We start from the raw sequence: 24,102 nt of genomic DNA, 5'->3' as shown, positions 1-24,102 counted from the left end.
GTTTTAGCATAGCTTTCGCCGCGTGTCTCCTGGTGTCTCGCTTCAGCATGATGCAGGTCGCCTTCCATTGCGAGAAATGTAACGTGCGCGTAATCTGTCACCAAAAATGCAACGTTGGAGTTAATGAATATGCAAGCGCGCGTGAAGTGGGTTGAAGGTTTAACGTTCCTGGGCGAGTCCGCATCAGGGCACCAGGTTTTGATGGATGGTAACTCCGGCGATAAAGCCCCTAGCCCAATGGAAATGGTGCTGATGGCGGCAGGCGGATGCAGCGCGATTGACGTGGTGTCGATTCTGCAAAAAGGTCGTCATGACGTGACGGATTGCGAGGTTAAACTCACCTCAGAACGTCGCGAAGAGGCGCCACGCCTGTTCACCCATATTAATCTGCACTTTATCGTCACCGGCAAAGAACTGAAAGACGCGGCGGTTTCACGTGCGGTGGATCTTTCTGCGGAGAAATACTGCTCTGTGGCGTTAATGCTGGAGAAAGCGGTAAAAATCACGCATTCGTATGAAGTGATCGAGGCTTAAAAACAAAGCCCGGTGGCGCTGCGCTTACCGGGCCTACAACTGCACGAACGTAGGCCGGATAAGCGAAGCGCCATCCGGCAACAGATGTTACGCGATCTGCTTCCCTTCCATCAGCCGCTCCACCAGCGGCGTCATGATGAGCTCCATCGCCAGCCCCATTTTCCCGCCCGGTACCACTAACGTATTCATGTGCGAAATAAACGAGCCCTGCAGCATCGCCAGCAGCCAGGGGTAATCAATGCCTTCAAGATTACGGAAATGGATCACCACAAAGCTCTCATCCAGAGACGGGATACTTTTGGCGGCAAACGGGTTGGAGGTGTCCACCGTCGGCACGCGCTGGAAGTTAATGTGGGTGCGGGAGAACTGCGGCGTGAGGTAGTTGATGTAGTCTTCCATGGAACGCACCACCGAGTCCATTACCGCCTCGCGCGAATGGCCGCGCTCGCTCATGTCACGCGTCAGCTTCTGGATCCACTCCAGGTTAACAATTGGGACCACGCCGACCAGCAGATCCACGTGCCGCGCCACGTCGTGCTGAGGCGTAACCACACCACCGTGCAATCCTTCATAAAACAGCACGTCGGTTGGTTCCGGCAGCGGTTGCCAGGGGGTAAAGGTGCCTGGAACCTGGTTCCAGGGTACGGCTTCGTCGTAGGTGTGCAGATACTTGCGGGACTGCCCGGTGCCGCTCTGTCCGTATTCACGGAATGTCTGTTCCAGCAGGCCGAAATCATTGGCTTCCGGGCCGAAGTAGCTGATGTGTTTGCCCAGATCGCGCGCCTTGCGGATCGCCATGTCCATCTCAGGCCGCGTATAGCGGTGAAAGCTGTCGCCTTCGACCTCCGCCGCACGGAGATTCAGCTGGGCGAAAATCTTGCGAAATGCGAGGCTGGTGGTGGTGGTTCCCGCACCACTCGAGCCCGTAACGGCAATAATGGGATGTCTGGCAGACATAGCAACTCCCTGACTGAAAAGGTTGGAAGATCAGCCGTGAAACGCGTTGCGGGGCATGATATTGACCGTCTCATGCAGTTCTGACCACACCAGCACCACGTCGCCGCTTTTCAGCTGGCGTTTTACATCGTTGACCTTTTGCTCAAGCGAACGCTCATGTTCACCATAATCGGTGCCTTCGCGTAATACAAAGCTTTCAATCAGATTATCGAGCGTTTCGGGAGCCAGATCCTGCCAGGGAATGATCATTTTGCACCGTCCAGATAAGGAGTAAGCCAGTCAGGAATTCGCGCCTCCAGCCACATTTTCGGCCTGCGCAGCGTGCCGCCGATGAACCCGACGTGGCCGCCATGCTCGGTCAGCTGGTAGTGAACGTTGTCAGGCAGGAATTCCTGCGCGGGAATAGAGTGATGGTCCATAAACGGGTCATCTTTGGCGTGAATAATCAGCGTCGGCTGCGTGATTTTGCTGAGCAGCGGCATGGCGCTGCACTGACGATAATAGTCGATGGCATCGGCGAAGCCGTGGATTTTCGCGGTGATCAGGTCGTCGAATTCGCGGATGCGGCGCACCTTTTTCAGCTGGCGCAGGCTTACCGGCAGGGTATCCGGGTAGGCCTTCAGCTTGCGCGCCGCGTTGGCTTTCAGAAGGTTGAGCAGATAGCGCTGATAGACGCGGGAAAAGCCTTTTTCCATGTGGTAGCTGCACTGCTCCAGCATAAATGGTGCGGAAACAATGACGGCGGCATTCAGCGGTACGCTGTCGCCCTCTTTAGCCAGCAGGCAGGCCAGCATATTACCACCCAGCGAGTAGCCGACGGCGGCCGTTGGCACAGTGCCGTAATTTTCCCGCAGCCAGTGTAAAAACCAGGTGCCGTCTTCGGTTTCACCCGAATGATAGATGCGTTTCTGACGATTGGGCTCGCCGCTACAGCCGCGAAAATGCATCACCACGCCGAGCCAGCCGCGCGCTTTTGCCGCCTCAATTAACCCATGTGCATACGGGCTGTGCAGGCTGCCTTCTAAACCGTGAAACACCACCAGACGCGGCTTATGACGAGCCTGCTCCGGCGCTTCGCTCCAGGCGAGATCCAGAAAGTCACCGTCGGGCAGATCGAGCCGTTGCCAGTGCGGGGTGAACTGAACCTTACGGCGAATCAGGCGAGGCAGCATGGTTTGCAGGTGGGGGTTAGCCACGCCGCGCATGGGCACGAACTCGGTGCTGTCTTCGGCTGCGATGTCGAAGTCTGATGGAATGATTTGGGTCATAAGCGCGATGCTGATTCTTGTCGGAAATTTACGATACTTTCCGAATTGTACCCCGTTTAGCCTGGATTTCCGAACCAGGGACAAATTCCGTTCGCACAACGGGGTAAATAGGTCACTCCGCCTGCAGCATCGCTTCCAGCTGTTCCTGCGCGTCCAGCCACGCCATTTCGCACTCTTCGAGGCTGGATTTGGTCTTCGCCTGGGTTTGCAGGCAGTCCGTCAGCTCGGCTTTACGGCTCTGATCGTACAGACCGCTATCGCCGAGCTTCTCTTCAACGGTGGCAAGCGTGGCGTTGAGTTTTTCCATCTCTTTTTCAAGACGGGCAATCTCTTTACGCAGCGGCTGCGTCTGGGTGCGCAGCTCGGCTTCACGACGCTTTTGGTCTTTACGCGACTGTGCACTGTTGGCGTTGTCTTTGGCTGACTCTTCCGGCTGGTTTTCCTGCTTTTGTACGTCCGTCAGCCACTGCTGATAGTCTTCCAGATCGCCGTCGAACGGTTCGACTTTACCGCCGTGCACCAGGTAGAGATCGTCCGTGGTGGAGCGGATCAGGTGACGGTCGTGCGACACGACAACCAGCGCGCCTTCGAACTCAATCAGCGCTTCGGTCAGCGCCTGACGCATGTCGAGATCGAGGTGGTTAGTGGGTTCGTCGAGCAGCAGCAGGTTCGGTCGCTGCCAGACGATCAGCGCCAGCACCAGACGGGCCTTTTCGCCGCCGGAGAAACGCTCGGTGTTTTCGGTCACCTTATCGCCCTGGAAGCCGAAGCCGCCGAGATAGTCGCGCAGCTTCTGCTCCATCTCCTGCGGCGCCAGGCGCGCCAGGTGCTGAATCGGGGATTCATCCGCGCGTAAAAATTCCAGCTGGTGCTGGGCGAAGTAGCCCAGCTTGATGCCCTTCGCCAGGCCGATTTCACCGCTTACCGGATTAAGCTCGCCCGCCAGCAGTTTAATCAGCGTCGATTTACCGGCGCCATTACGCCCCAGCAGGCCGATACGTGAACCCGGGACCAGGTTGAGCTTGATGGAGTCGAGAATAATGCGGTCGGCGTAGCCCGCGCTGACCTTTTCCATCTTCAGCAGCGGATTTGGCAGGCTTTCCGGCTCGCGGAAGCTGAAGTGGAACGGGTTATCCACGTGCGCAGGGGCAATCATCTCCATGCGTTCCAGCATCTTGATGCGGCTCTGGGCCTGCTTCGCTTTCGACGCTTTAGCTTTGAAGCGATCCACAAAGCTTTGTAGGTGCGCCACGCGCTGCTGCTGGCTTTCGTACATGGACTGTTGCTGGGCAAGACGCGTCGCGCGCTGGCGCTCGAAGGAGCTGTAGTTGCCGGTGTACTCGAACATCGTTTGCTGTTCGATATGAATGATTTTATCCACCACCGGGTCGAGGAAGTCGCGGTCGTGAGAGATGAGAATCAGAGTGCCCTGATAGCTCTTAAGCCACTTCTCGAGCCAAATAACCGCATCGAGATCGAGGTGGTTAGTCGGTTCATCGAGCAGCAGCAGGTCTGAGCGGCAGATCAGCGCCTGCGCCAGGTTGAGACGCATACGCCAGCCGCCGGAGAAGTCGCTGACCGGGCGTTCAAGCTGTTCATTGCTGAAGCCCAGGCCGTGCAGCAGGCTGGAGGCGCGGGAGCGAATGGTCCAGGCGTCGATGGCGTCCAGCTTGCCGTGAACGGTGGCGATGGCGTGACCATCGTTGCGCTCGTTCGCGGCATTGAGTTCCGCTTCGAGCTTACGGTATTCGCGATCGCCGTCGATAACATAGTCGAGCGCCGGTTCGCTCAGGGCTGGCGTCTCCTGGTTTACCCACGCGAGCTGCCAGTTCCCCGGGAAGGTAAAGTTACCGCCGTCAGCGCTAATCTCGTTTTTCAGCAGCGCCAGCAGGGTGGATTTACCGCAGCCGTTTTTGCCGACCAGCCCCACTTTCTGGCCCGGGTTGATGGTAGCAGTGGCGTTATCCAGCAGGACGCGCACGCCGCGACGAATTTGTAACGAGGAGAAAACAATCATAGAAGCGCCGTATGTTCCGACTATGTTAATTTGTCATTATGATAATGTAAGGTGTGGGCCATTTTCCGCACCGGGCCGCCATGGTAGCCCAAAACAACGACGATACACAAAAACAGAAACAAGACCGGGAGGGGAATGATGTCTCAGACAGCAAAAGTGCTGCTGCTGTATGCCCATCCGGAATCTCAGGACTCGGTGGCGAACCGGGTGCTGCTTAAGCCGGCCACACAGCTCAGTAACGTAACGGTGCACGATCTCTACGCGCACTATCCTGATTTCTTTATTGATATTCCTTACGAGCAGGAACTGCTGCGTCAGCATGACGTGATCGTGTTCCAGCATCCGCTTTATACCTACAGTTGTCCGGCGCTGCTCAAAGAGTGGCTGGACCGTGTGCTGAGCCGGGGCTTCTCCAGCGGGGTGGGGGGCAACCAGCTGGCGGGAAAGTACTGGCGTAGCGTCATCACCACCGGCGAGCCTGAAAGTGCGTACCGTCATGACGGGCTGAACCGTTATCCGATGAGCGACATTCTGCGGCCTTTCGAACTAACGGCGGCAATGTGCCGTATGCACTGGATGAGCCCAATTATCGTTTACTGGGCACGGCGTCAGGATCCGAAAGCGCTGGCGAGCCACGCCAGAGCCTACGGTGAATGGCTGGCGTCACCCATTCCGGCTGGAGGTCGTTAAATGGAAGGATCGAATTTGCTCCTCGCCGGGGTGCTGTTTTTATTTGCGGCCGTCGTCGCGGTGCCGCTTGCTGCACGGATTGGTATCGGTGCGGTGTTGGGTTATCTGCTGGCGGGGATCGCGATTGGCCCCTGGGGACTGGGATTCATCAGTGATGTAGATGAGATTCTCCATTTCTCCGAGCTGGGCGTGGTATTCCTGATGTTTATCATCGGCCTGGAGCTGAACCCCTCCAAATTGTGGCAGCTTCGACGCTCTATCTTTGGTGTAGGGGCGGCTCAGGTGCTGTTTAGCGCCGCGATTCTGGCTGGCCTGTTAATGCTGACCAACTTTTCCTGGCAGGCGGCTGTGATTGGCGGGATAGGCCTTGCGATGTCGTCGACGGCGATGGCGCTTCAACTGATGCGCGACAAGGGGATGAACCGCAACGAAGCCGGACAGCTCGGCTTTTCGGTGCTGCTGTTCCAGGATTTAGCGGTGATCCCGGCGCTGGCGCTGGTGCCGCTGCTGGCGGGGTCCGGGGACGATCACTTCGACTGGGCAAAAATCTCCATGAAGGTGCTGGCCTTCGCCGGCATGCTGATTGGCGGACGTTTCCTGTTACGTCCGGTGTTCCGCTTTATTGCCGCTTCGGGCGTGCGCGAGGTGTTTACCGCCGCGACGCTGCTGCTGGTGCTCGGCTCGGCGCTGTTTATGGACGCGCTGGGGCTGTCGATGGCGCTGGGCACCTTTATTGCCGGGGTGCTGCTGGCGGAGAGTGAATACCGGCACGAGCTGGAAATTGCCATCGATCCCTTCAAAGGTCTGCTGTTAGGCCTGTTCTTTATTTCGGTAGGAATGGCGCTCAATCTTGGCGTGCTCTATACCCATCTGCTGTGGGTTGTGGTGAGTGTTGCGATCCTGGTGGCGGTGAAAACCCTGGTGCTGTACGTCATGGCGCGTATTTACGGGCTGCGCAGTTCAGAACGCATGCAGTTTGCCAGCGTGTTAAGCCAGGGGGGCGAGTTCGCGTTTGTGCTGTTCTCCACCGCCTCCTCCCAGAAGCTGTTTAAAGATGACCAGATGGCGCTGCTGCTGGTGACGGTCACGCTGTCTATGATGACCACGCCGCTGCTGATGAAGCTGGTGGATAAACTGCTGTCGCGCCGCCTGAACTCGGCTGACGGTGAAGATGAAGCGCCGTGGGTGGAAGACGATAAGCCGCAGGTGATTGTGGTGGGCTTTGGCCGTTTCGGACAGGTTATCGGCCGCCTGTTGATGGCGAACAAAATGCGCATTACGGTGCTGGAGCGCGATATTAGCGCGGTCAATCTGATGCGCAAATATGGCTATAAGGTTTACTACGGCGACGCGACCCAGCTTGAGCTTCTGCGCTCGGCCGGGGCGGAAGCCGCGGAGTCTATCGTCATCACCTGCAACGATCCGGAAGATACGATGAAGCTGGTGGAGCTGTGTCAGCAGCACTTCCCGCACCTGCATATTCTGGCGCGTGCCCGGGGACGTGTTGAAGCTCACGAACTGTTGCAGGCAGGTGTGAAACACTTCTCCCGTGAGACGTTCTCCAGTGCGCTGGAACTGGGCCGTAAGGCACTGATCTCGCTCGGCATGCATCCGCATCAGGCGCAGCGCGCCCAGATGCATTTCCGCCGGCTGGATATGCGAATGCTGCGCGAGCTGATGCCGGTACATAGCGATACGGCGCAAATCTCCCGCGTGCGGGAAGCGCGGCGCGAGCTGGAGGAGATCTTCCAGCGAGAGATGCAACAGGAACGACGCCAGCTCGATGGCTGGGATGAATTTGAATAAAGGGTAACGAAAGATGGCTGTACGTAAACGTTTTATCGCGGGTGCAAAGTGCCCGTCCTGCCAGGCGCAAGATACGCTGGCGATGTGGCGGGAAAATAATATTGATATAGTTGAGTGTGTTAAGTGCGGTCACCAGATGCGTGAGGCCGATAAAGAGGCCCGCGATCACGTTCGCAAAGAAGAGCAAGTTATCGGCATTTTTCATCCGGACTAGCGATATGCCCTGAGTTTTTTTAAGCTAAAGGGTACACGGGTGCAGATTTCCGCTACAATCTGCGCCAGCAATTTTCCCACGCTCAGGAGATATCATGAAAGTAGCAAAAGACCTGGTGGTCAGCCTGGCCTATCAGGTACGTACAGAAGACGGTGTGTTGGTTGATGAGTCTCCGGTGAGTGCGCCGCTGGACTACCTGCATGGTCACGGTTCCCTGATTTCCGGCCTGGAAACTGCGCTGGAAGGTCATGAAGTTGGCGATAAATTTGACGTTGCTGTAGGCGCGAACGACGCTTACGGTCAGTATGACGACAACCTGGTTCAGCGCGTTCCTAAAGACGTGTTCATGGGCGTTGACGAACTGCAGGTTGGCATGCGCTTCCTGGCTGAAACTGACCAGGGTCCAGTTCCTGTTGAAATCACTGAAGTTGAAGACGACCACGTTGTGGTTGACGGCAACCACATGCTGGCTGGCCAGAACCTGAAATTCAACGTAGAAGTTGTTGCGATCCGTGAAGCGACCGAAGAAGAGCTGGCTCATGGCCACGTTCACGGTGCGCACGGTCACGACCATGACCATGATCACGGCCACGACGGCTGCTGCGGTGGTCACGGCCACGACCATGGTCATGACCATGGCCACGGTAAAGGTGGTTGCGGCAACGGCGGCTGCGGTTGCCACTAATTCCTTCAAGCGGAAAATAAAAAAGCGGGATTATCCCGCTTTTTTTACGCCTCAATAATGAGGTGGTGGCGTCTCTTCCGACTGTGAGGCAATGTTTGACGGCTGCGTAGCCTTCAGCTTTTCCGTCAGCAGGCGCATATGATCCCGCAGTTTCGCCATTTCAAGTTCGTGCGCGGTCACGGTCTGGTTAAGCTCTTCGATGGTGATGTCCTGAAAAGCCAGGCGGCTTTCCAGCTCAGCCATTCTCGCTTCTATCGTTGTGTCCTTCATCATTCACCTCGTTTATATCTGATACGCCATATTGGCCCAGCGGCGGCGCAGTTTAACTGAGTTTATCCTTAAGTGCAGTCTCTATCCCGTTGGCAAGAAACTTATTTAAACAAAAATAGTCTGAAAAGTGGCGAGAATTGGAAGTGTCTGTCTGTAGATTTCTTCCGCAACGTTTTATAGTACGTCACTCATTTACGTTTAATGCTGGGGTGAGAGACCCCAGGCCCTGGAGATATGGATGAAATCACTGTTTAAAGTAACGCTGCTGGCGACGACGATGGCTGTTGCGCTGAACGCGCCGCTGTCATTCGCTGCTGATACTGCTGCGAAGCCTGCTGCCACTGCAGACAGCAAAGCGGCGTTCAAAAATGACGACCAGAAATCCGCCTACGCACTGGGCGCATCTCTGGGCCGTTACATGGAAAACTCTCTGAAAGAACAAGAGAAACTGGGCATCAAACTGGATAAAGCCCAGCTGATCGCCGGTGTTCAGGACGCCTTTGCTGATAAGAGCAAACTGTCTGACCAGGAAATCGAACAGACTCTGCAGGCGTTCGAAGCGCGCGTGAAGGGTGCCGCGCAGACCAAGATGGAAGCGGACGCTAAAGACAACGAAGCGAAAGGCAAAGCCTACCGCGATACCTTTGCTAAAGAGAAGGGTGTGAAAACTTCCTCTACTGGCCTGGTGTACAAAGTTGAGAAAGAAGGTACCGGTGACGCACCTAAAGACAGCGACACTGTTGTAGTAAATTACAAAGGTACGCTGATCGACGGTAAAGAGTTCGACAACTCTTACACCCGTGGTGAGCCTCTTTCCTTCCGTCTGGACGGTGTGATCCCGGGCTGGACCGAAGGCCTGAAGAACATCAAAAAAGGCGGTAAGATCAAGCTGGTCATCCCACCGGATCTGGCTTACGGCAAAACCGGCGTTCCGGGTATTCCTGCTAACTCTACGCTGGTCTTTGACGTAGAACTGCTGGATATCAAACCAGCACCTAAAGCGGATGCCAAGGCAGACGCTCCGGCTGACGATAAAGCCGCTGCTGCTAAGAAGTAATGCTGAAAAAAAACCGCCGCCCTTGAGGCGGCGGTTTTTTATTGTGGGGCAGATATAATTAACACTGGAAAGCGTTATACACGCTGTATTAATTTAGTTGTCCGTGTAGATAATGAGCCTGCCCTGAAAACCTAACGACAGGCTCCTGAAAAGGAGTGTTTTTTTCATGTCCAGGTCGCTTTTAACCAACGAAACCAGTGAACTTGATTTGCTGGATCAACGTCCTTTTGACCAGACCGACTTCGATATTCTTAAATCCTATGAAGCGGTAGTGGACGGGTTAGCGATGCTCATTGGTTCCCACTGCGAAATCGTATTGCACTCCCTGCAAGATCTGAAATGTTCTGCCATCCGCATTGCTAATGGTGAGCATACTGGCCGAAAAATTGGTTCGCCAATTACCGACCTTGCATTGCGTATGTTGCATGACATGACCGGCGCGGACAGCAGCGTCTCCAAATGTTATTTCACCCGCGCCAAAAGCGGCGTGCTGATGAAATCAGAAACTATCGCGATTCGAAACCGCGAGCATCGTGTGATTGGGCTGCTGTGCATCAACATGAACCTTGATGTGCCTTTCTCGCAGATCATGAGCACCTTTATCCCGCCAGAAACGCCAGACGTTGGCTCTTCTGTTAACTTTGCTTCCTCCGTTGAGGATCTTGTGACGCAGACGCTGGAGTTCACCATTGAAGAGGTGAATGCCGACCGTAACGTATCGAACAACGCCAAGAATCGCCAGATCGTACTCAATCTCTACGAGAAAGGGATTTTCGATATTAAAGATGCCATCAACCAGGTGGCCGATCGTCTGAACATCTCCAAGCATACGGTCTATCTTTACATTCGCCAGTTCAAAAGCGGTGACTTCCTGGGGCAAGACAAGTAATGCGTTTTGCGTTAATGGTGACAGGCCCGGCGTATGGGACTCAGCAGGCCAGTAGCGCGCTGCAGTATGCGCATGCGCTACTGGCGGCCGGACACGAGCTGGCGAGCGTCTTCTTCTATAGGGAAGGGGTGTATAACGCGAACCAGTTTACGTCACCGGCGAGCGATGAGTTTGATCTGGTTCGCGCCTGGCAGGCGTTAAACGAAACGCAGGGCGTTGAGCTGCATATCTGCGTGGCGGCGGCACTGCGTCGCGGCGTGACGGATGCAGCCGAAGCCGAACGCCTGGGGTTATCGGGTGCTAACCTGCAGCCCGGATTTTCGTTGAGTGGTCTGGGCGCACTGGCCCAGGCGGCGTTAACCTGCGACAGAGTGGTGCAATTCTGATGAAGCGTGTGGCATTTGTTTTTACTTCTGCGCCGCACGGCAGCGCCTCTGGTCGCGAAGGCCTGGACGCGCTGCTGGCAACATCGGCATTAACGGAAGATATCGGCGTCTTCTTTTTGGGGGATGGAGTGTTTCAGCTTCTGGCGGGGCAGCAGCCGCAGGCCATTCTGGCGCGCGATTACATCGCAACGTTCAAAGTGCTACCGCTTTACGATATCGAAACCTTCTATGTTTGTGCTGACTCATTAGCCGCGCGCGGTTTAAACGAGGCAACGCCTTTCGTGCTGGATGTGACGGTCCTGCCTTCTTCTGCATTGCGCGAACACCTTTCCCACTTCGACACTGTTTTGACTTTCTGAGGCTGCCATGCTCCATATTCTGAGCCATTCACCGTGGCAATGTGATATCGACACGCTGCTGAGCATGCTGCGCGAAGGTGACGATCTTCTGCTGATTCAGGATGGCGTGCTCGCTGCACTTGAAGGCGGTCGTTTCGTTGAAATTCTCACGAATGCCCCCATAACTGTCTCTGCGCTGAAGGATGATCTTGACGCGCGGGGTCTTTCTGGTCAAATTTCAGCCAAAATTGACGTGGTTGGCTATACTGATTTCGTCAATCTTACTGTGACGCACGCCAGTCAAATGAACTGGTGATTTGAGATCGCTGTATATTTCTTGACACCTTTTCGACGTAGCCCTAAAATTTCGCGTCCTCATATTGTATGAGGTCGTTTTATTACGTGTTTACGAAGCAAAAGCTAAAACCAGGAGCTATTTAATGGCAACAGTTAACCAGCTGGTACGCAAACCACGTGCACGCAAAGTTGCAAAGAGCAACGTGCCTGCGCTGGAAGCCTGCCCGCAGAAACGTGGCGTATGTACTCGTGTATATACCACCACTCCTAAAAAACCAAACTCCGCACTGCGTAAAGTATGCCGTGTGCGTTTGACTAACGGTTTCGAAGTGACTTCCTACATCGGTGGTGAAGGTCACAACCTGCAGGAGCACTCCGTGATCCTGATCCGTGGCGGTCGTGTTAAAGACCTTCCGGGTGTTCGTTACCACACCGTTCGTGGTGCGCTGGACTGCTCAGGTGTTAAAGACCGTAAGCAGGCTCGCTCCAAGTACGGCGTGAAGCGTCCTAAGGCTTAATGGTTCTCCGTTAAGTAAGGCCAAACTGATTTATCTTAATGTCAAACTAAACTCGTAGAGTTTTGGACAATCCTGAATTAACAACGGAGTATTCCCATGCCACGTCGTCGCGTCATTGGTCAGCGTAAAATTCTTCCAGATCCGAAGTTCGGATCAGAACTGCTGGCAAAATTTGTAAATATCCTGATGGTAGATGGTAAAAAATCTACTGCAGAAGCAATCGTATACAGCGCGCTGGAGACCCTGGCTCAGCGTTCTGGTAAAAATGAACTGGAAGCTTTCGAAGTCGCTCTCGACAACGTTCGCCCAACTGTAGAAGTTAAGTCCCGCCGCGTTGGTGGTTCTACTTATCAGGTTCCAGTTGAAGTTCGTCCGGTTCGTCGTAATGCCCTGGCAATGCGTTGGATCGTTGAAGCTGCTCGTAAACGCGGTGATAAATCCATGGCTCTGCGTCTGGCGAACGAACTTTCTGATGCTGCAGAAAACAAAGGTACTGCAGTTAAGAAACGTGAAGACGTTCACCGTATGGCAGAAGCCAACAAGGCGTTCGCACACTACCGTTGGTAATCCCTTCGGAGTATTAGTCACCAGGCGGGCGCTTCAGAGAAGCCGCCCGCTCTGGGTAACTTAACTGAACGCCTAAAGATATAAACGAGGAATCAAATGGCTCGTACAACACCCATCGCACGCTACCGTAACATCGGTATCAGTGCGCACATCGACGCCGGTAAAACCACTACTAGCGAACGTATTCTGTTCTACACCGGTGTAAACCATAAAATCGGTGAAGTTCATGACGGCGCAGCCACCATGGACTGGATGGAACAGGAGCAGGAGCGTGGTATTACTATCACCTCCGCAGCGACTACTGCATTCTGGTCAGGTATGGCTAAGCAGTACGAACCGCATCGCGTAAACATCATCGACACCCCAGGGCACGTTGACTTCACCATCGAAGTAGAACGTTCCATGCGTGTTCTTGACGGCGCGGTAATGGTTTATTGCGCAGTTGGTGGTGTTCAGCCACAGTCTGAAACCGTATGGCGTCAGGCGAACAAATATAAAGTTCCACGCATCGCGTTCGTTAACAAAATGGACCGTATGGGTGCTAACTTCCTGAAAGTTGTTGGTCAGATCAAAACCCGTCTGGGCGCGAACCCTGTTCCGCTGCAGCTGGCAATTGGTGCTGAAGAAGGTTTCACCGGCGTTATCGACCTGGTGAAAATGAAAGCCATCAACTGGAACGACGCAGACCAGGGCGTTACCTTCGAATATGAAGATATCCCGGCTGAGATGCAGGACCTGGCTGACGAATGGCACCAGAACCTGATCGAATCCGCTGCTGAAGCTTCTGAAGAGCTGATGGAGAAATACCTGGGTGGTGAAGAACTGTCTGAAGAAGAGATCAAAAAAGCTCTGCGTCAGCGCGTTCTGAACAACGAAATCATCCTGGTAACCTGTGGTTCTGCGTTCAAGAACAAAGGTGTTCAGGCGATGCTGGATGCGGTAGTTGACTACCTGCCATCCCCGGTTGACGTTCCTGCGATCAACGGCATCCTGGACGACGGTAAAGACACTCCGGCCGAGCGTCACGCAAGTGATGACGAGCCGTTCTCTGCACTGGCGTTCAAAATTGCTACCGACCCATTCGTGGGTAACCTGACCTTCTTCCGCGTTTACTCTGGTGTGGTTAACTCCGGTGACACCATCCTGAACTCCGTGAAAGCGGCGCGTGAACGTTTTGGCCGTATCGTACAGATGCACGCTAACAAACGTGAAGAGATCAAAGAAGTTCGTGCGGGCGACATCGCTGCAGCTATCGGTCTGAAAGACGTGACCACTGGTGACACCCTGTGTGACCCTGATCACCCGATCATTCTGGAGCGTATGGAATTCCCTGAGCCGGTAATCTCCATCGCGGTTGAACCAAAAACCAAAGCTGACCAGGAAAAAATGGGTCTGGCTCTGGGCCGTCTGGCGAAAGAAGACCCATCATTCCGCGTATGGACTGATGAAGAATCTAACCAGACCATCATCGCTGGTATGGGTGAACTGCACCTGGACATCATCGTTGACCGTATGAAGCGTGAATTCAACGTTGAAGCGAACGTGGGTAAACCTCAGGTTGCTTACCGCGAAGCGATTCGCGCGAAAGTTACCGATGTTGAAGGTAAACACGCTAAGCAGTCTGGTGGTCGCGGTCAGTACGGTCACGTTGTGATCGACATGTACCCACTGGAGCCGGGCTCTAACCCGAAAGGTTACGAGTTCATCAACGACATCAAAGGTGGTGTAATTCCTGGCGAATACATCCCAGCCGTTGATAAAGGCATCCAGGAACAGCTGAAAGCGGGCCCTCTGGCTGGCTATCCGGTTGTTGACATGGGTATCCGTCTGCACTTCGGTTCTTACCACGACGTTGACTCCTCTGAACTGGCGTTTAAACTGGCTGCGTCTATTGCCTTTAAAGAAGGCTTTAAGAAAGCAAAACCAGTTCTGCTTGAGCCAATCATGAAGGTTGAAGTAGAAACTCCTGAAGAGAACACCGGTGACGTTATCGGTGACTTGAGCCGTCGTCGCGGTATGCTGCGTGGTCAGGAATCCGAAGTAACTGGCGTTAAGATCCACGCTGAAGTTCCGCTGTCTGAAATGTTCGGATATGCAACTCAGCTGCGTTCTCTGACCAAAGGTCGTGCATCATACACTATGGAATTCCTGAAGTATGATGATGCGCCTAACAACGTTGCTCAGGCCGTTATTGAAGCCCGTGGTAAGTAATTAATCCACAGGATTAAAACCTAAGTCCCGTGCTCTCTCCAGAGGGGAGAGCACTATAGTAAGGAATATAGCCGTGTCTAAAGAAAAATTTGAACGTACAAAACCGCACGTCAACGTTGGTACTATCGGCCACGTTGACCATGGTAAAACTACCCTGACCGCTGCAATCACTACCGTTCTGGCTAAAACCTACGGTGGTTCTGCTCGTGCATTCGACCAGATCGATAACGCGCCAGAAGAAAAAGCTCGTGGTATCACCATCAACACCTCTCACGTTGAGTACGACACCCCGACTCGCCACTACGCACACGTAGACTGCCCAGGCCACGCCGACTATGTTAAAAACATGATCACCGGTGCTGCGCAGATGGACGGCGCGATCCTGGTTGTTGCTGCGACTGACGGCCCAATGCCTCAGACTCGTGAGCACATCCTGCTGGGTCGTCAGGTTGGCGTTCCTTTCATCATCGTGTTCCTGAACAAATGCGACATGGTTGATGACGAAGAGCTGCTGGAACTGGTAGAGATGGAAGTTCGTGAACTGCTGTCTCAGTACGATTTCCCAGGCGACGACACTCCAATCGTTCGCGGTTCCGCGCTGAAAGCGCTGGAAGGCGACGCAGAGTGGGAAGCGAAAATCATCGAACTGGCTGGCTTCCTGGATTCTTACATCCCAGAACCAGAGCGTGCGATTGACAAGCCATTCCTGCTGCCAATCGAAGACGTATTCTCCATCTCCGGTCGTGGTACCGTTGTTACCGGTCGTGTAGAGCGCGGTATCATCAAAGTTGGCGAAGAAGTTGAAATCGTTGGTATCAAAGAGACTGCGAAGTCTACCTGTACTGGCGTTGAAATGTTCCGCAAACTGCTGGACGAAGGCCGTGCTGGTGAGAACGTTGGTGTTCTGCTGCGTGGTATCAAACGTGAAGAAATCGAACGTGGTCAGGTTCTGGCGAAGCCAGGCTCAATCAAGCCACACACCAAGTTCGAATCTGAAGTGTACATTCTGTCCAAAGACGAAGGCGGCCGTCATACTCCGTTCTTCAAAGGCTACCGTCCACAGTTCTACTTCCGTACAACTGACGTGACCGGTACCATCGAACTGCCAGAAGGCGTTGAGATGGTAATGCCAGGCGACAACATCAAGATGGTTGTGACTCTGATCCACCCAATCGCGATGGACGACGGTCTGCGTTTCGCAATCCGTGAAGGCGGCCGTACCGTTGGCGCGGGCGTTGTTGCTAAAGTTCTGGGTTAATTAATTATCCCTGAATTAAAAAAGGACGCTTCGGCGTCCTTTTTTGTTTTCTGTCGCTGAATCATTGTCATAAAAATTCGCATTTTTTGTCTTCTCCCGCCCCGTATTCCAGCGCCTGTGCTATTGTAATCATAACCATTCTCACTTACACTTTGCGCATATTTTGAACGGGAGTCTCTATGTACGTTTGTTTATGTAATGGTGTAAGCGACAAAAAAATACGTCAGGCCGTTCGCCAGTTTCAGCCACAGTCATTCCAGCAGCTTCGCAAGTTTGTTCCAGTGGGAAATCAATGCGGTAAATGCGTTCGCGCAGCGCGTGAGATTATGCAGGACGAACTGATGCAGATCCCGGAATACAAAGAGATCGCCTAAGCGCCCATCTTTTTTTTGACATCCCCGTAGCCCGATCTACGCTTCAATGAGTGGAAGCGGAGGGACTATATAATGAAAGGTGATGTTAAAATCATAAGTTATCTCAATAAATTATTGGGAAATGAGCTTGTCGCAATCAACCAGTATTTTCTTCATGCAAGAATGTTCAAAAACTGGGGGCTGACTCGCCTCAACGATGTTGAATATCATGAGTCCATTGATGAGATGAAACACGCCGATAAATACATCGAGCGTATCTTATTCCTTGAAGGCATCCCAAACCTGCAGGATCTCGGCAAGCTGGGCATCGGTGAGGATGTCGAAGAGATGCTGCGTTCTGACCTCCGGCTGGAGCTGGAAGGTGCGAAAGATCTGCGTGAAGCCATTGCTTATGCTGACAGCGTCCATGACTATGTTAGCCGTGATATGATGATCCAGATCCTTGCCGATGAAGAAGGCCACATCGACTGGCTGGAAACCGAACTGGATCTCATTAGCAAAATTGGGCTGCAGAACTATCTACAATCGCAGATCAAAGTGGAAAGCTAATCAGGTTTTCCCAGCCAACGCATAAACCCGCTGCTGCCAGAAATGGCCCAAAAGGCAGTGGGTTTTTTAATACCTCCTTATCTGGGTTGAGAAACGAAAAGCTAAGAATGCAAAGAAGTGCCATCAGCGCGGCGAGTAACGCCAGCGTTGGAAGTATGCACCACCCATGCCACGCGCCCAGTGCTGACAGATACTTCACATCACCGTATCCCATCCCTTCCCGCCGGCAGATAAACCGATAGCCCCAGTAAATAATGGCAAAACCGACATATCCTGCCATCGCACCCACCACCGCACTCGGCAGAAAATCAGGATGGACATAGAGCTGAAAGAGCAGACCCGCCCATAGTAGCGGGCAGAGAAATTTATCGGGAAGTAAACCATGGCGAAGATCGGCATGTACGAGGAAGACCGTCAGCGAAAAATAGATCAGCAGAAAGGGGAGGGTAGTTAGCATGGAAAAGGCCTCAAACGGGTTTGAGCGCATCCTCGCCATAATCTGCTTATCCGGCAATGTACAAAACCAACAATTGCGTAGAGCCTTCCAACAAAGCGTCGGGGAAGGTTACATTGCGAAAAAAGTTGCGCAGCCTTACGCATATCATGCCTTTGACGCTTAATTTATAAACGGCACTTGCGTCTTTCTCTGATTTACGTATAATGCGCGGGCTTGTCGTAATTGACGGCGGGTTCAATCAGAACCAGAGTAGCTCATTTTGTTACTCAACAATGCTCCCAATTGGGGAGCTACGTAAGAACGGTTACACTCTCCCATCAATCGTAATGGGTTTGAGGAGTAATCATTTTCGTTTATAAAATAATTGGAGCTCTGGTCTCATGCAGAACCAAAGAATCCGTATCCGCCTTAAAGCGTTTGATCATCGTCTGATCGATCAATCAACCGCGGAAATCGTCGAGACTGCTAAGCGCACTGGTGCGCAAGTCCGTGGTCCGATCCCGCTGCCGACCCGCAAAGAGCGCTTCACCGTTCTGATCTCCCCGCACGTTAACAAAGACGCGCGCGATCAGTACGAAATCCGCACTCACAAGCGTCTGGTTGACATCGTTGAGCCAACTGAGAAAACCGTTGATGCTCTGATGCGTCTGGATCTGGCTGCCGGTGTAGACGTGCAGATCAGCCTGGGTTAATCAGGTCATCGAGCGATTGAGAGGTTGAAACAATGATTGGTTTAGTCGGTAAAAAAGTGGGTATGACCCGCATCTTCACTGAAGATGGCGTTTCTATCCCAGTAACCGTAATCGAAGTTGAAGCAAACCGCGTTACTCAGGTTAAAGATCTGGCTAACGATGGCTACCGCGCTATTCAGGTTACCACTGGTGCTAAAAAAGCTAACCGTGTAACCAAACCAGAAGCGGGTCACTTCGCTAAAGCTGGCGTAGAAGCTGGCCGTGGTCTGTGGGAATTCCGTCTTGCTGAAGGCGAAGAGTTCACCGTAGGTCAGGACATTAGCGTTGAGCTGTTTGCTGACGTTAAAAAAGTTGACGTAACCGGTACCTCTAAAGGTAAAGGTTTTGCTGGTACCGTTAAGCGCTGGAACTTCCGTACCCAGGACGCTACTCACGGTAACTCCTTGTCTCACCGCGTTCCGGGTTCTATCGGTCAGAACCAGACTCCGGGCAAAGTGTTCAAAGGCAAGAAAATGGCAGGTCAGCTGGGTAACGAACGTGTAACCGTTCAGAGCCTGGACGTAGTACGTGTTGACGCTGAGCGCAACCTGCTGCTGGTTAAAGGTGCGGTCCCGGGTGCAACCGGTAGCGACCTGATCGTTAAACCAGCTGTGAAGGCGTAAGGGGATAGCAATGGAATTAGTATTGAAAGACGCGCAGAGCGCGCTGACTGTTTCCGAAACTACCTTCGGTCGTGATTTCAACGAAGCGCTGGTTCACCAGGTTGTTGTTGCTTATGCAGCTGGTGCTCGTCAGGGTACTCGTGCTCAGAAGACTCGTGCTGAAGTAACTGGTTCTGGCAAAAAGCCATGGCGCCAGAAAGGTACCGGCCGTGCGCGTTCAGGTTCTATCAAGAGCCCGATCTGGCGTTCAGGTGGCGTGACCTTCGCTGCGCGTCCACAGGACCACAGTCAAAAAGTTAACAAAAAGATGTACCGCGGCGCGCTGAAAAGCATCCTGTCCGAACTGGTACGTCAGGATCGTCTGATCGTTGTCGAGAAGTTCTCTGTTGAAGCGCCTAAAACTAAGCTGCTGGCACAGAAACTGAAAGACATGGCTCTGGAAGATGTGCTGATCATCACCGGTGAGCTGGACGAGAACCTGTTCCTGGCCGCACGTAACCTGCACAAGGTTGACGTACGCGATGCGACTGGTATCGACCCGGTTAGCCTGATCGCCTTCGACAAAGTCGTAATGACTGCTGATGCTGTTAAGCAAGTTGAGGAGATGCTGGCATGATTCGTGAAGAACGTCTGCTGAAGGTGCTTCGCGCACCGCACGTTTCTGAAAAAGCGTCTACTGCGATGGAAAAAACAAACACCATCGTTCTCAAAGTTGCTAAAGACGCGACCAAAGCAGAGATCAAAGCTGCTGTGCAGAAACTGTTTGAAGTCGAAGTCGAAGTCGTTAACACCCTGGTAGTTAAAGGGAAAGTTAAACGTCACGGACAGCGTATCGGTCGTCGTAGCGACTGGAAAAAAGCTTACGTCACCCTTAAAGAAGGCCAGAACCTGGACTTCGTTGGCGGCGCTGAGTAAGTCGGAGGAGTAATACAATGGCAGTTGTTAAATGTAAACCGACATCTCCGGGTCGTCGCCACGTAGTTAAAGTGGTTAACCCTGAGCTGCACAAGGGCAAACCTTTTGCTCCGTTGCTGGAAAAAAACAGCAAATCCGGTGGTCGTAACAACAATGGCCGTATCACCACTCGTCACATCGGTGGTGGCCACAAGCAGGCTTATCGTATTGTTGACTTCAAACGCAACAAAGACGGTATCCCAGCAGTTGTTGAGCGTCTTGAGTACGATCCGAACCGTTCCGCGAACATCGCGCTGGTTCTGTACAAAGATGGCGAACGCCGTTACATCCTGGCCCCTAAAGGCCTGAAAGCTGGCGACCAGATTCAGTCTGGCGTTGATGCTGCAATCAAAGCAGGCAACACCCTGCCGATGCGCAATATCCCGGTTGGTTCTACCGTTCATAACGTAGAAATGAAACCAGGTAAAGGCGGTCAGCTGGCACGTTCCGCTGGTACTTACGTTCAGATCGTTGCGCGTGACGGTGCTTATGTCACCCTGCGTCTGCGTTCTGGTGAAATGCGTAAAGTCGAAGCAGACTGCCGCGCTACTCTGGGCGAAGTTGGCAATGCTGAGCATATGCTGCGCGTTCTGGGTAAAGCAGGTGCTGCACGCTGGCGTGGTGTTCGTCCTACCGTTCGCGGTACTGCGATGAACCCAGTCGACCACCCACATGGTGGTGGTGAAGGTCGTAACTTTGGTAAGCACCCGGTAACTCCGTGGGGCGTTCAGACCAAAGGTAAGAAGACCCGCAGCAACAAGCGTACTGATAAATTTATCGTACGTCGCCGTAGCAAATAATTTTAGAGGATAAGCCATGCCACGTTCTCTCAAGAAAGGTCCTTTTATTGACCTGCACTTGCTGAAGAAGGTAGAGAAAGCGGTGGAAAGCGGAGACAAGAAGCCCCTGCGCACTTGGTCCCGTCGTTCAACGATCTTTCCTAACATGATCGGTTTGACCATCGCTGTCCATAATGGTCGTCAGCACGTTCCAGTCTTTGTTACCGACGAAATGGTTGGTCACAAACTGGGTGAATTCGCACCGACTCGTACTTATCGCGGCCACGCTGCTGATAAAAAAGCGAAGAAGAAATAAGGTAGGAGGAAGAGATGGAAACTTTAGCTCAACATCGCCATGCTCGTTCTTCTGCACAGAAGGTTCGCCTTGTTGCTGACCTGATTCGCGGTAAGAAAGTGTCGCAGGCCCTGGACATCCTGACCTATACCAACAAGAAAGCTGCGGTATTGGTCAAGAAAGTACTGGAATCTGCCATTGCTAACGCTGAACACAACGATGGCGCTGACATCGACGATCTGAAAGTCGCGAAAATTTTCGTAGATGAAGGCCCAAGCATGAAGCGCATTATGCCGCGTGCGAAAGGTCGTGCAGATCGCATCCTGAAGCGCACCAGCCACATTACTGTGGTTGTGTCCGATCGCTGAGACTCTGGAGACTAGCAATGGGTCAGAAAGTACATCCTAATGGTATTCGCCTGGGTATTGTAAAACCATGGAACTCTACCTGGTTTGCGAACACCAAAGAATTCGCTGACAACCTGGACAGCGATTTTAAAGTACGTCAGTACCTGACTAAGGAACTGGCTAAAGCGTCTGTATCTCGTATCGTTATCGAGCGTCCAGCGAAGAGCATCCGTGTGACTATTCACACTGCTCGTCCTGGCATCGTTATCGGTAAGAAAGGCGAAGACGTAGAAAAACTGCGCAAGGTCGTAGCGGATATCGCTGGCGTTCCTGCACAGATCAATATCGCTGAAGTTCGTAAGCCTGAACTGGACGCTAAATTGGTTGCTGACAGCATCACTTCACAGCTGGAACGTCGTGTTATGTTCCGTCGTGCTATGAAGCGTGCTGTACAGAACGCAATGCGTCTGGGCGCTAAAGGTATCAAAGTTGAAGTTAGCGGCCGTCTGGGCGGCGCGGAAATCGCACGTACCGAATGGTACCGTGAAGGTCGCGTACCGCTGCACACTCTGCGTGCTGACATCGACTACAACACATCTGAAGCGCACACCACTTACGGTGTAATCGGCGTTAAGGTATGGATCTTCAAAGGTGAGATCCTGGGTGGTATGGCTGCTGTTGAACAACCGGAAAAACCGGCTGCTCAACCTAAAAAGCAGCAGCGTAAAGGCCGTAAATAAGGAGCGTCGCTGATGTTACAACCAAAGCGTACAAAATTCCGTAAAGTGCACAAAGGCCGCAACCGTGGTCTGGCGCAGGGTACGGATGTTAGCTTCGGCACTTTCGGTCTGAAAGCTGTTGGCCGTGGTCGTCTGACTGCACGTCAGATCGAAGCAGCACGTCGTGCAATGACCCGTGCAGTTAAGCGTCAAGGTAAGATCTGGATCCGTGTATTCCCGGACAAACCGATCACCGAGAAGCCGCTGGAAGTTCGTATGGGTAAAGGTAAAGGTAACGTGGAGTACTGGGTTGCCTTGATCCAACCGGGCAAAGTCCTTTATGAAATGGACGGTGTTCCGGAAGAGCTGGCCCGTGAAGCCTTCGGCCTGGCAGCAGCGAAACTGCCTATCAAAACCACCTTTGTAACTAAGACGGTGATGTAATGAAAGCAAAAGAGCTGCGTGAAAAAAGCGTTGAAGAGCTGAACGCTGAGCTGCTGAACCTGCTGCGTGAGCAGTTCAACCTGCGTATGCAGGCTGCAAGTGGCCAGCTGCAACAGACTCACCTGCTGAAGCAAGTGCGTCGCAATGTTGCACGCGTTAAGACTTTACTGACTCAGAAGGCGGGTGCGTAATGACCGATAAAATCCGTACTCTGCAAGGTCGTGTTGTTAGCGACAAAATGGAGAAATCCATTGTTGTAGCTATCGAACGTATTGTGAAACACCCGATCTACGGTAAATTCATCAAGCGTACGACCAAACTGCACGTACATGACGAGAACAACGAATGTGGTATCGGCGACAAGGTTGAAATCCGTGAATGCCGTCCACTGTCCAAGACTAAGTCCTGGACGCTGGTTCGCGTTGTAGAGAAAGCGGTTCTGTAATACAGTACGCCTTCTCAATACGAATAAACGGCTCAGCGATGAGCCGTTTATTTTTTCTACCCATATTGCAGAAGCGGTGTTATAATGCCGCGCCCTCGATATGGGGCTTTTTAACGGCTCTGATTTTAGAGTCTCAGGTAGTAGTTGACATTAGCGGAGCACTAAAATGATCCAAGAACAGACTATGCTGAACGTCGCCGACAACTCCGGTGCACGTCGCGTAATGTGTATCAAGGTTCTGGGTGGCTCGCACCGTCGCTACGCAGGCGTAGGCGACATCATCAAGATCACCATCAAGGAAGCAATTCCACGTGGTAAGGTCAAAAAAGGTGATGTGCTGAAGGCGGTAGTGGTGCGCACCAAGAAGGGTGTTCGTCGCCCTGACGGTTCTGTCATTCGCTTCGATGGTAATGCATGCGTTATTTTAAACAATAACAGCGAGCAGCCTATCGGCACGCGTATCTTTGGGCCGGTAACTCGTGAACTTCGTACTGAGAAGTTCATGAAAATTATCTCTCTGGCACCAGAAGTACTCTAAGGAGCGAATCATGGCAGCGAAAATCCGTCGTGATGACGAAGTTATCGTGTTAACCGGTAAAGATAAAGGTAAACGCGGTAAAGTAAAAAATGTTCTGTCTTCCGGCAAACTTGTCGTTGAAGGTATCAACCTGGTTAAAAAACATCAGAAGCCGGTTCCGGCCCTGAACCAACCAGGCGGCATCGTTGAAAAAGAAGCTGCTATTCAGGTTTCTAACGTTGCAATCTTCAATGCGGCTACCGGCAAGGCTGACCGTGTAGGCTTTAGATTCGAAGACGGCAAAAAAGTCCGTTTCTTCAAGTCTAACAGCGAAACTATCAAGTAATTTGGAGTAGTACGATGGCGAAACTGCATGATTACTACAAAGACGAAGTAGTTAAGAAACTCATGACCGAGTTTAACTACAATTCTGTCATGCAAGTCCCTCGGGTCGAGAAGATCACCCTGAACATGGGTGTTGGTGAAGCGATCGCTGACAAGAAACTGCTGGATAACGCAGCAGCTGATCTGACAGCAATCTCCGGTCAAAAACCGCTGATCACCAAAGCACGCAAATCTGTTGCAGGCTTCAAAATCCGTCAGGGCTATCCGATCGGCTGTAAAGTAACTCTGCGTGGCGAACGCATGTGGGAGTTCTTTGAGCGCCTGATCACTATTGCTGTTCCACGTATCCGTGACTTCCGTGGCTTGTCCGCTAAGTCTTTCGACGGTCGTGGTAACTACAGCATGGGTGTCCGTGAGCAGATCATCTTCCCAGAAATCGACTACGATAAAGTCGACCGCGTGCGTGGTTTGGATATTACCATTACCACTACTGCGAAATCTGACGAAGAAGGCCGTGCTCTGCTGGCTGCCTTTGACTTCCCGTTCCGCAAGTAAGGTAGG

The 24,102-nt window shown here is 52.8% G+C and carries 36 protein-coding genes; 30 read left to right on the top strand and 6 right to left on the bottom strand.

The window, feature by feature from the left end:
- Nucleotides 1-129: 129 nt before the first annotated feature.
- Nucleotides 130-534, top strand: coding sequence for an OsmC family protein (locus MX657_RS20500; protein ID WP_023323819.1), 405 nt, complete (start codon nucleotides 130-132; stop codon nucleotides 532-534).
- Between the two features lie 87 nt (nucleotides 535-621).
- Here MX657_RS20500 and MX657_RS20495 read toward each other — a convergent pair whose 3' ends face one another.
- The 4 genes from MX657_RS20495 to MX657_RS20480 all read right to left on the bottom strand — a co-directional run bounded on the left by MX657_RS20495 (nucleotide 622) and on the right by MX657_RS20480 (nucleotide 4,776).
- A complete protein-coding gene (locus MX657_RS20495) occupies nucleotides 622-1,491 on the bottom strand; it encodes a phosphoribulokinase (protein ID WP_219366511.1) in 870 nt (289 codons plus the stop codon).
- Nucleotides 1,492-1,521: 30 nt separating this feature from the next.
- Nucleotides 1,522-1,740, bottom strand: a complete 219-nt coding sequence (locus tag MX657_RS20490; protein ID WP_013099053.1) for a YheU family protein — start codon at nucleotides 1,738-1,740, stop codon at nucleotides 1,522-1,524.
- Nucleotides 1,737-2,759 carry a hydrolase gene (locus MX657_RS20485; RefSeq protein ID WP_333017500.1) on the bottom strand — a complete coding sequence of 341 codons (1,023 nt, stop codon included), beginning with the start codon at nucleotides 2,757-2,759 and terminating at the stop codon, nucleotides 1,737-1,739. Before MX657_RS20485 ends, MX657_RS20490 begins: the two co-directional genes overlap by 4 nt.
- Nucleotides 2,760-2,871: 112 nt before the next feature.
- Nucleotides 2,872-4,776 (bottom strand): ABC transporter ATP-binding protein, encoded by a 1,905-nt coding sequence (locus tag MX657_RS20480; protein WP_265195379.1) that lies wholly within the window; start codon nucleotides 4,774-4,776, stop codon nucleotides 2,872-2,874.
- A 135-nt stretch (nucleotides 4,777-4,911) separates the two neighbouring features.
- Between MX657_RS20480 and kefG the strand changes: the two genes are divergently transcribed.
- The 4 genes from kefG to slyD all read left to right on the top strand — a co-directional run bounded on the left by kefG (nucleotide 4,912) and on the right by slyD (nucleotide 8,171).
- Nucleotides 4,912-5,466, top strand: a complete 555-nt coding sequence (kefG, locus tag MX657_RS20475; RefSeq protein WP_059357223.1) for a glutathione-regulated potassium-efflux system ancillary protein KefG — start codon at nucleotides 4,912-4,914, stop codon at nucleotides 5,464-5,466.
- Nucleotides 5,467-7,272 carry a glutathione-regulated potassium-efflux system protein KefB gene (kefB, locus tag MX657_RS20470; protein ID WP_217480385.1) on the top strand — a complete coding sequence of 602 codons (1,806 nt, stop codon included), beginning with the start codon at nucleotides 5,467-5,469 and terminating at the stop codon, nucleotides 7,270-7,272. It abuts the gene before it with no gap.
- Nucleotides 7,273-7,285: 13 nt separating this feature from the next.
- Nucleotides 7,286-7,486, top strand: coding sequence for a YheV family putative zinc ribbon protein (locus tag MX657_RS20465; RefSeq protein ID WP_003861689.1), 201 nt, complete (start codon nucleotides 7,286-7,288; stop codon nucleotides 7,484-7,486).
- A gap of 94 nt (nucleotides 7,487-7,580) precedes the next feature.
- A complete protein-coding gene (slyD, locus tag MX657_RS20460) occupies nucleotides 7,581-8,171 on the top strand; it encodes a peptidylprolyl isomerase (RefSeq protein WP_003861691.1) in 591 nt (196 codons plus the stop codon).
- A 51-nt stretch (nucleotides 8,172-8,222) separates the two neighbouring features.
- Here slyD and MX657_RS20455 read toward each other — a convergent pair whose 3' ends face one another.
- On the bottom strand, nucleotides 8,223-8,441 hold the full coding sequence (locus tag MX657_RS20455) for a protein SlyX (RefSeq protein ID WP_008503009.1): 219 nt from the start codon (nucleotides 8,439-8,441) through the stop codon (nucleotides 8,223-8,225).
- Nucleotides 8,442-8,679: 238 nt separating this feature from the next.
- On the opposite strand from MX657_RS20455, the gene fkpA reads away from it, so the two are divergent.
- From fkpA to bfr, 11 genes are all read left to right on the top strand, one after another.
- The gene (fkpA, locus tag MX657_RS20450) at nucleotides 8,680-9,498 is read left to right on the top strand and encodes an FKBP-type peptidyl-prolyl cis-trans isomerase (RefSeq protein WP_080329016.1); all 819 of its coding nucleotides are present in this window, start codon (nucleotides 8,680-8,682) and stop codon (nucleotides 9,496-9,498) included.
- A gap of 166 nt (nucleotides 9,499-9,664) precedes the next feature.
- Nucleotides 9,665-10,387, top strand: a complete 723-nt coding sequence (locus MX657_RS20445; protein WP_003861697.1) for a helix-turn-helix transcriptional regulator — start codon at nucleotides 9,665-9,667, stop codon at nucleotides 10,385-10,387.
- Nucleotides 10,387-10,773, top strand: a complete 387-nt coding sequence (gene tusD, locus MX657_RS20440; protein WP_346806616.1) for a sulfurtransferase complex subunit TusD — start codon at nucleotides 10,387-10,389, stop codon at nucleotides 10,771-10,773. The genes MX657_RS20445 and tusD overlap by 1 nt, the downstream gene beginning before the upstream one ends.
- A complete protein-coding gene (tusC, locus tag MX657_RS20435) occupies nucleotides 10,773-11,132 on the top strand; it encodes a sulfurtransferase complex subunit TusC (RefSeq protein ID WP_217480383.1) in 360 nt (119 codons plus the stop codon). Before tusD ends, tusC begins: the two co-directional genes overlap by 1 nt.
- A 7-nt stretch (nucleotides 11,133-11,139) precedes the next feature.
- Nucleotides 11,140-11,427: a sulfurtransferase complex subunit TusB gene (gene tusB, locus MX657_RS20430; protein ID WP_041911943.1), complete on the top strand. Its 288-nt coding sequence runs from the start codon at nucleotides 11,140-11,142 to the stop codon at nucleotides 11,425-11,427.
- A gap of 124 nt (nucleotides 11,428-11,551) precedes the next feature.
- A complete protein-coding gene (gene rpsL, locus MX657_RS20425; protein WP_000246815.1) occupies nucleotides 11,552-11,926 on the top strand; it encodes a 30S ribosomal protein S12 in 375 nt (124 codons plus the stop codon).
- Between the two features lie 96 nt (nucleotides 11,927-12,022).
- Nucleotides 12,023-12,493: a 30S ribosomal protein S7 gene (gene rpsG / locus MX657_RS20420; RefSeq protein ID WP_003861706.1), complete on the top strand. Its 471-nt coding sequence runs from the start codon at nucleotides 12,023-12,025 to the stop codon at nucleotides 12,491-12,493.
- Nucleotides 12,494-12,589: 96 nt separating this feature from the next.
- Nucleotides 12,590-14,704, top strand: coding sequence for an elongation factor G (gene fusA, locus MX657_RS20415; RefSeq protein WP_346806613.1), 2,115 nt, complete (start codon nucleotides 12,590-12,592; stop codon nucleotides 14,702-14,704).
- A 73-nt stretch (nucleotides 14,705-14,777) separates the two neighbouring features.
- Nucleotides 14,778-15,962: an elongation factor Tu gene (gene tuf / locus MX657_RS20410; protein WP_023309456.1), complete on the top strand. Its 1,185-nt coding sequence runs from the start codon at nucleotides 14,778-14,780 to the stop codon at nucleotides 15,960-15,962.
- A gap of 179 nt (nucleotides 15,963-16,141) precedes the next feature.
- Entirely contained in the window at nucleotides 16,142-16,336 is a 195-nt protein-coding gene (gene bfd, locus MX657_RS20405; RefSeq protein WP_008503493.1) for a bacterioferritin-associated ferredoxin, read from the top strand.
- A gap of 72 nt (nucleotides 16,337-16,408) precedes the next feature.
- Nucleotides 16,409-16,885 carry a bacterioferritin gene (gene bfr, locus MX657_RS20400; protein WP_003863270.1) on the top strand — a complete coding sequence of 159 codons (477 nt, stop codon included), beginning with the start codon at nucleotides 16,409-16,411 and terminating at the stop codon, nucleotides 16,883-16,885.
- Here bfr and MX657_RS20395 read toward each other — a convergent pair.
- Nucleotides 16,869-17,342, bottom strand: a complete 474-nt coding sequence (locus MX657_RS20395) for a prepilin peptidase (protein WP_346806610.1) — start codon at nucleotides 17,340-17,342, stop codon at nucleotides 16,869-16,871. The two genes, bfr and MX657_RS20395, sit on opposite strands and share 17 nt — an antisense overlap.
- A 380-nt stretch (nucleotides 17,343-17,722) precedes the next feature.
- Here MX657_RS20395 and rpsJ point away from each other — a divergent pair, with 380 nt between their 5' ends.
- The 14 genes from rpsJ (at nucleotide 17,723) to rplE (ending at nucleotide 24,096) form a co-directional block, all read left to right on the top strand.
- Nucleotides 17,723-18,034 carry a 30S ribosomal protein S10 gene (gene rpsJ / locus MX657_RS20390; protein ID WP_001181005.1) on the top strand — a complete coding sequence of 104 codons (312 nt, stop codon included), beginning with the start codon at nucleotides 17,723-17,725 and terminating at the stop codon, nucleotides 18,032-18,034.
- A 32-nt stretch (nucleotides 18,035-18,066) separates the two neighbouring features.
- A complete protein-coding gene (gene rplC / locus MX657_RS20385) occupies nucleotides 18,067-18,696 on the top strand; it encodes a 50S ribosomal protein L3 (protein WP_003863274.1) in 630 nt (209 codons plus the stop codon).
- 10 nt (nucleotides 18,697-18,706) lie between these two features.
- Nucleotides 18,707-19,312: a 50S ribosomal protein L4 gene (gene rplD / locus MX657_RS20380; RefSeq protein WP_000424395.1), complete on the top strand. Its 606-nt coding sequence runs from the start codon at nucleotides 18,707-18,709 to the stop codon at nucleotides 19,310-19,312.
- Nucleotides 19,309-19,611 carry a 50S ribosomal protein L23 gene (gene rplW, locus MX657_RS20375; protein WP_000617546.1) on the top strand — a complete coding sequence of 101 codons (303 nt, stop codon included), beginning with the start codon at nucleotides 19,309-19,311 and terminating at the stop codon, nucleotides 19,609-19,611. The genes rplD and rplW overlap by 4 nt, the downstream gene beginning before the upstream one ends.
- A 17-nt stretch (nucleotides 19,612-19,628) precedes the next feature.
- A complete protein-coding gene (rplB, locus tag MX657_RS20370) occupies nucleotides 19,629-20,450 on the top strand; it encodes a 50S ribosomal protein L2 (RefSeq protein ID WP_000301859.1) in 822 nt (273 codons plus the stop codon).
- A 16-nt stretch (nucleotides 20,451-20,466) separates the two neighbouring features.
- Complete coding sequence (rpsS, locus tag MX657_RS20365) at nucleotides 20,467-20,745, top strand: 30S ribosomal protein S19 (protein ID WP_001138117.1); 279 nt, start codon at nucleotides 20,467-20,469, stop codon at nucleotides 20,743-20,745.
- A 14-nt stretch (nucleotides 20,746-20,759) separates the two neighbouring features.
- Nucleotides 20,760-21,092 (top strand): 50S ribosomal protein L22, encoded by a 333-nt coding sequence (gene rplV, locus MX657_RS20360; RefSeq protein WP_002919773.1) that lies wholly within the window; start codon nucleotides 20,760-20,762, stop codon nucleotides 21,090-21,092.
- A 17-nt stretch (nucleotides 21,093-21,109) separates the two neighbouring features.
- Entirely contained in the window at nucleotides 21,110-21,811 is a 702-nt protein-coding gene (gene rpsC, locus MX657_RS20355; protein ID WP_000529945.1) for a 30S ribosomal protein S3, read from the top strand.
- Between the two features lie 12 nt (nucleotides 21,812-21,823).
- Entirely contained in the window at nucleotides 21,824-22,234 is a 411-nt protein-coding gene (gene rplP, locus MX657_RS20350; RefSeq protein WP_002919759.1) for a 50S ribosomal protein L16, read from the top strand.
- A complete protein-coding gene (gene rpmC / locus MX657_RS20345; RefSeq protein WP_003863282.1) occupies nucleotides 22,234-22,425 on the top strand; it encodes a 50S ribosomal protein L29 in 192 nt (63 codons plus the stop codon). Before rplP ends, rpmC begins: the two co-directional genes overlap by 1 nt.
- On the top strand, nucleotides 22,425-22,679 hold the full coding sequence (gene rpsQ / locus MX657_RS20340; protein ID WP_008503489.1) for a 30S ribosomal protein S17: 255 nt from the start codon (nucleotides 22,425-22,427) through the stop codon (nucleotides 22,677-22,679). The genes rpmC and rpsQ overlap by 1 nt, the downstream gene beginning before the upstream one ends.
- Before the next feature lie 166 nt (nucleotides 22,680-22,845).
- Nucleotides 22,846-23,217, top strand: a complete 372-nt coding sequence (rplN, locus tag MX657_RS20335) for a 50S ribosomal protein L14 (protein WP_002919748.1) — start codon at nucleotides 22,846-22,848, stop codon at nucleotides 23,215-23,217.
- A 10-nt stretch (nucleotides 23,218-23,227) separates the two neighbouring features.
- Nucleotides 23,228-23,542 carry a 50S ribosomal protein L24 gene (gene rplX / locus MX657_RS20330; RefSeq protein WP_003863287.1) on the top strand — a complete coding sequence of 105 codons (315 nt, stop codon included), beginning with the start codon at nucleotides 23,228-23,230 and terminating at the stop codon, nucleotides 23,540-23,542.
- Nucleotides 23,543-23,556: 14 nt separating this feature from the next.
- Entirely contained in the window at nucleotides 23,557-24,096 is a 540-nt protein-coding gene (rplE, locus tag MX657_RS20325) for a 50S ribosomal protein L5 (protein ID WP_001096202.1), read from the top strand.
- Nucleotides 24,097-24,102: the final 6 nt, after the last annotated feature.

This window comes from Enterobacter chuandaensis (assembly GCF_039718975.1).
In the GTDB taxonomy this organism is placed as follows: domain Bacteria; phylum Pseudomonadota; class Gammaproteobacteria; order Enterobacterales; family Enterobacteriaceae; genus Enterobacter; species Enterobacter chuandaensis.
The sequence above is the reverse complement of the archived record's forward strand: the minus strand, read 5'-3'. Positions and strand labels throughout refer to the sequence as shown.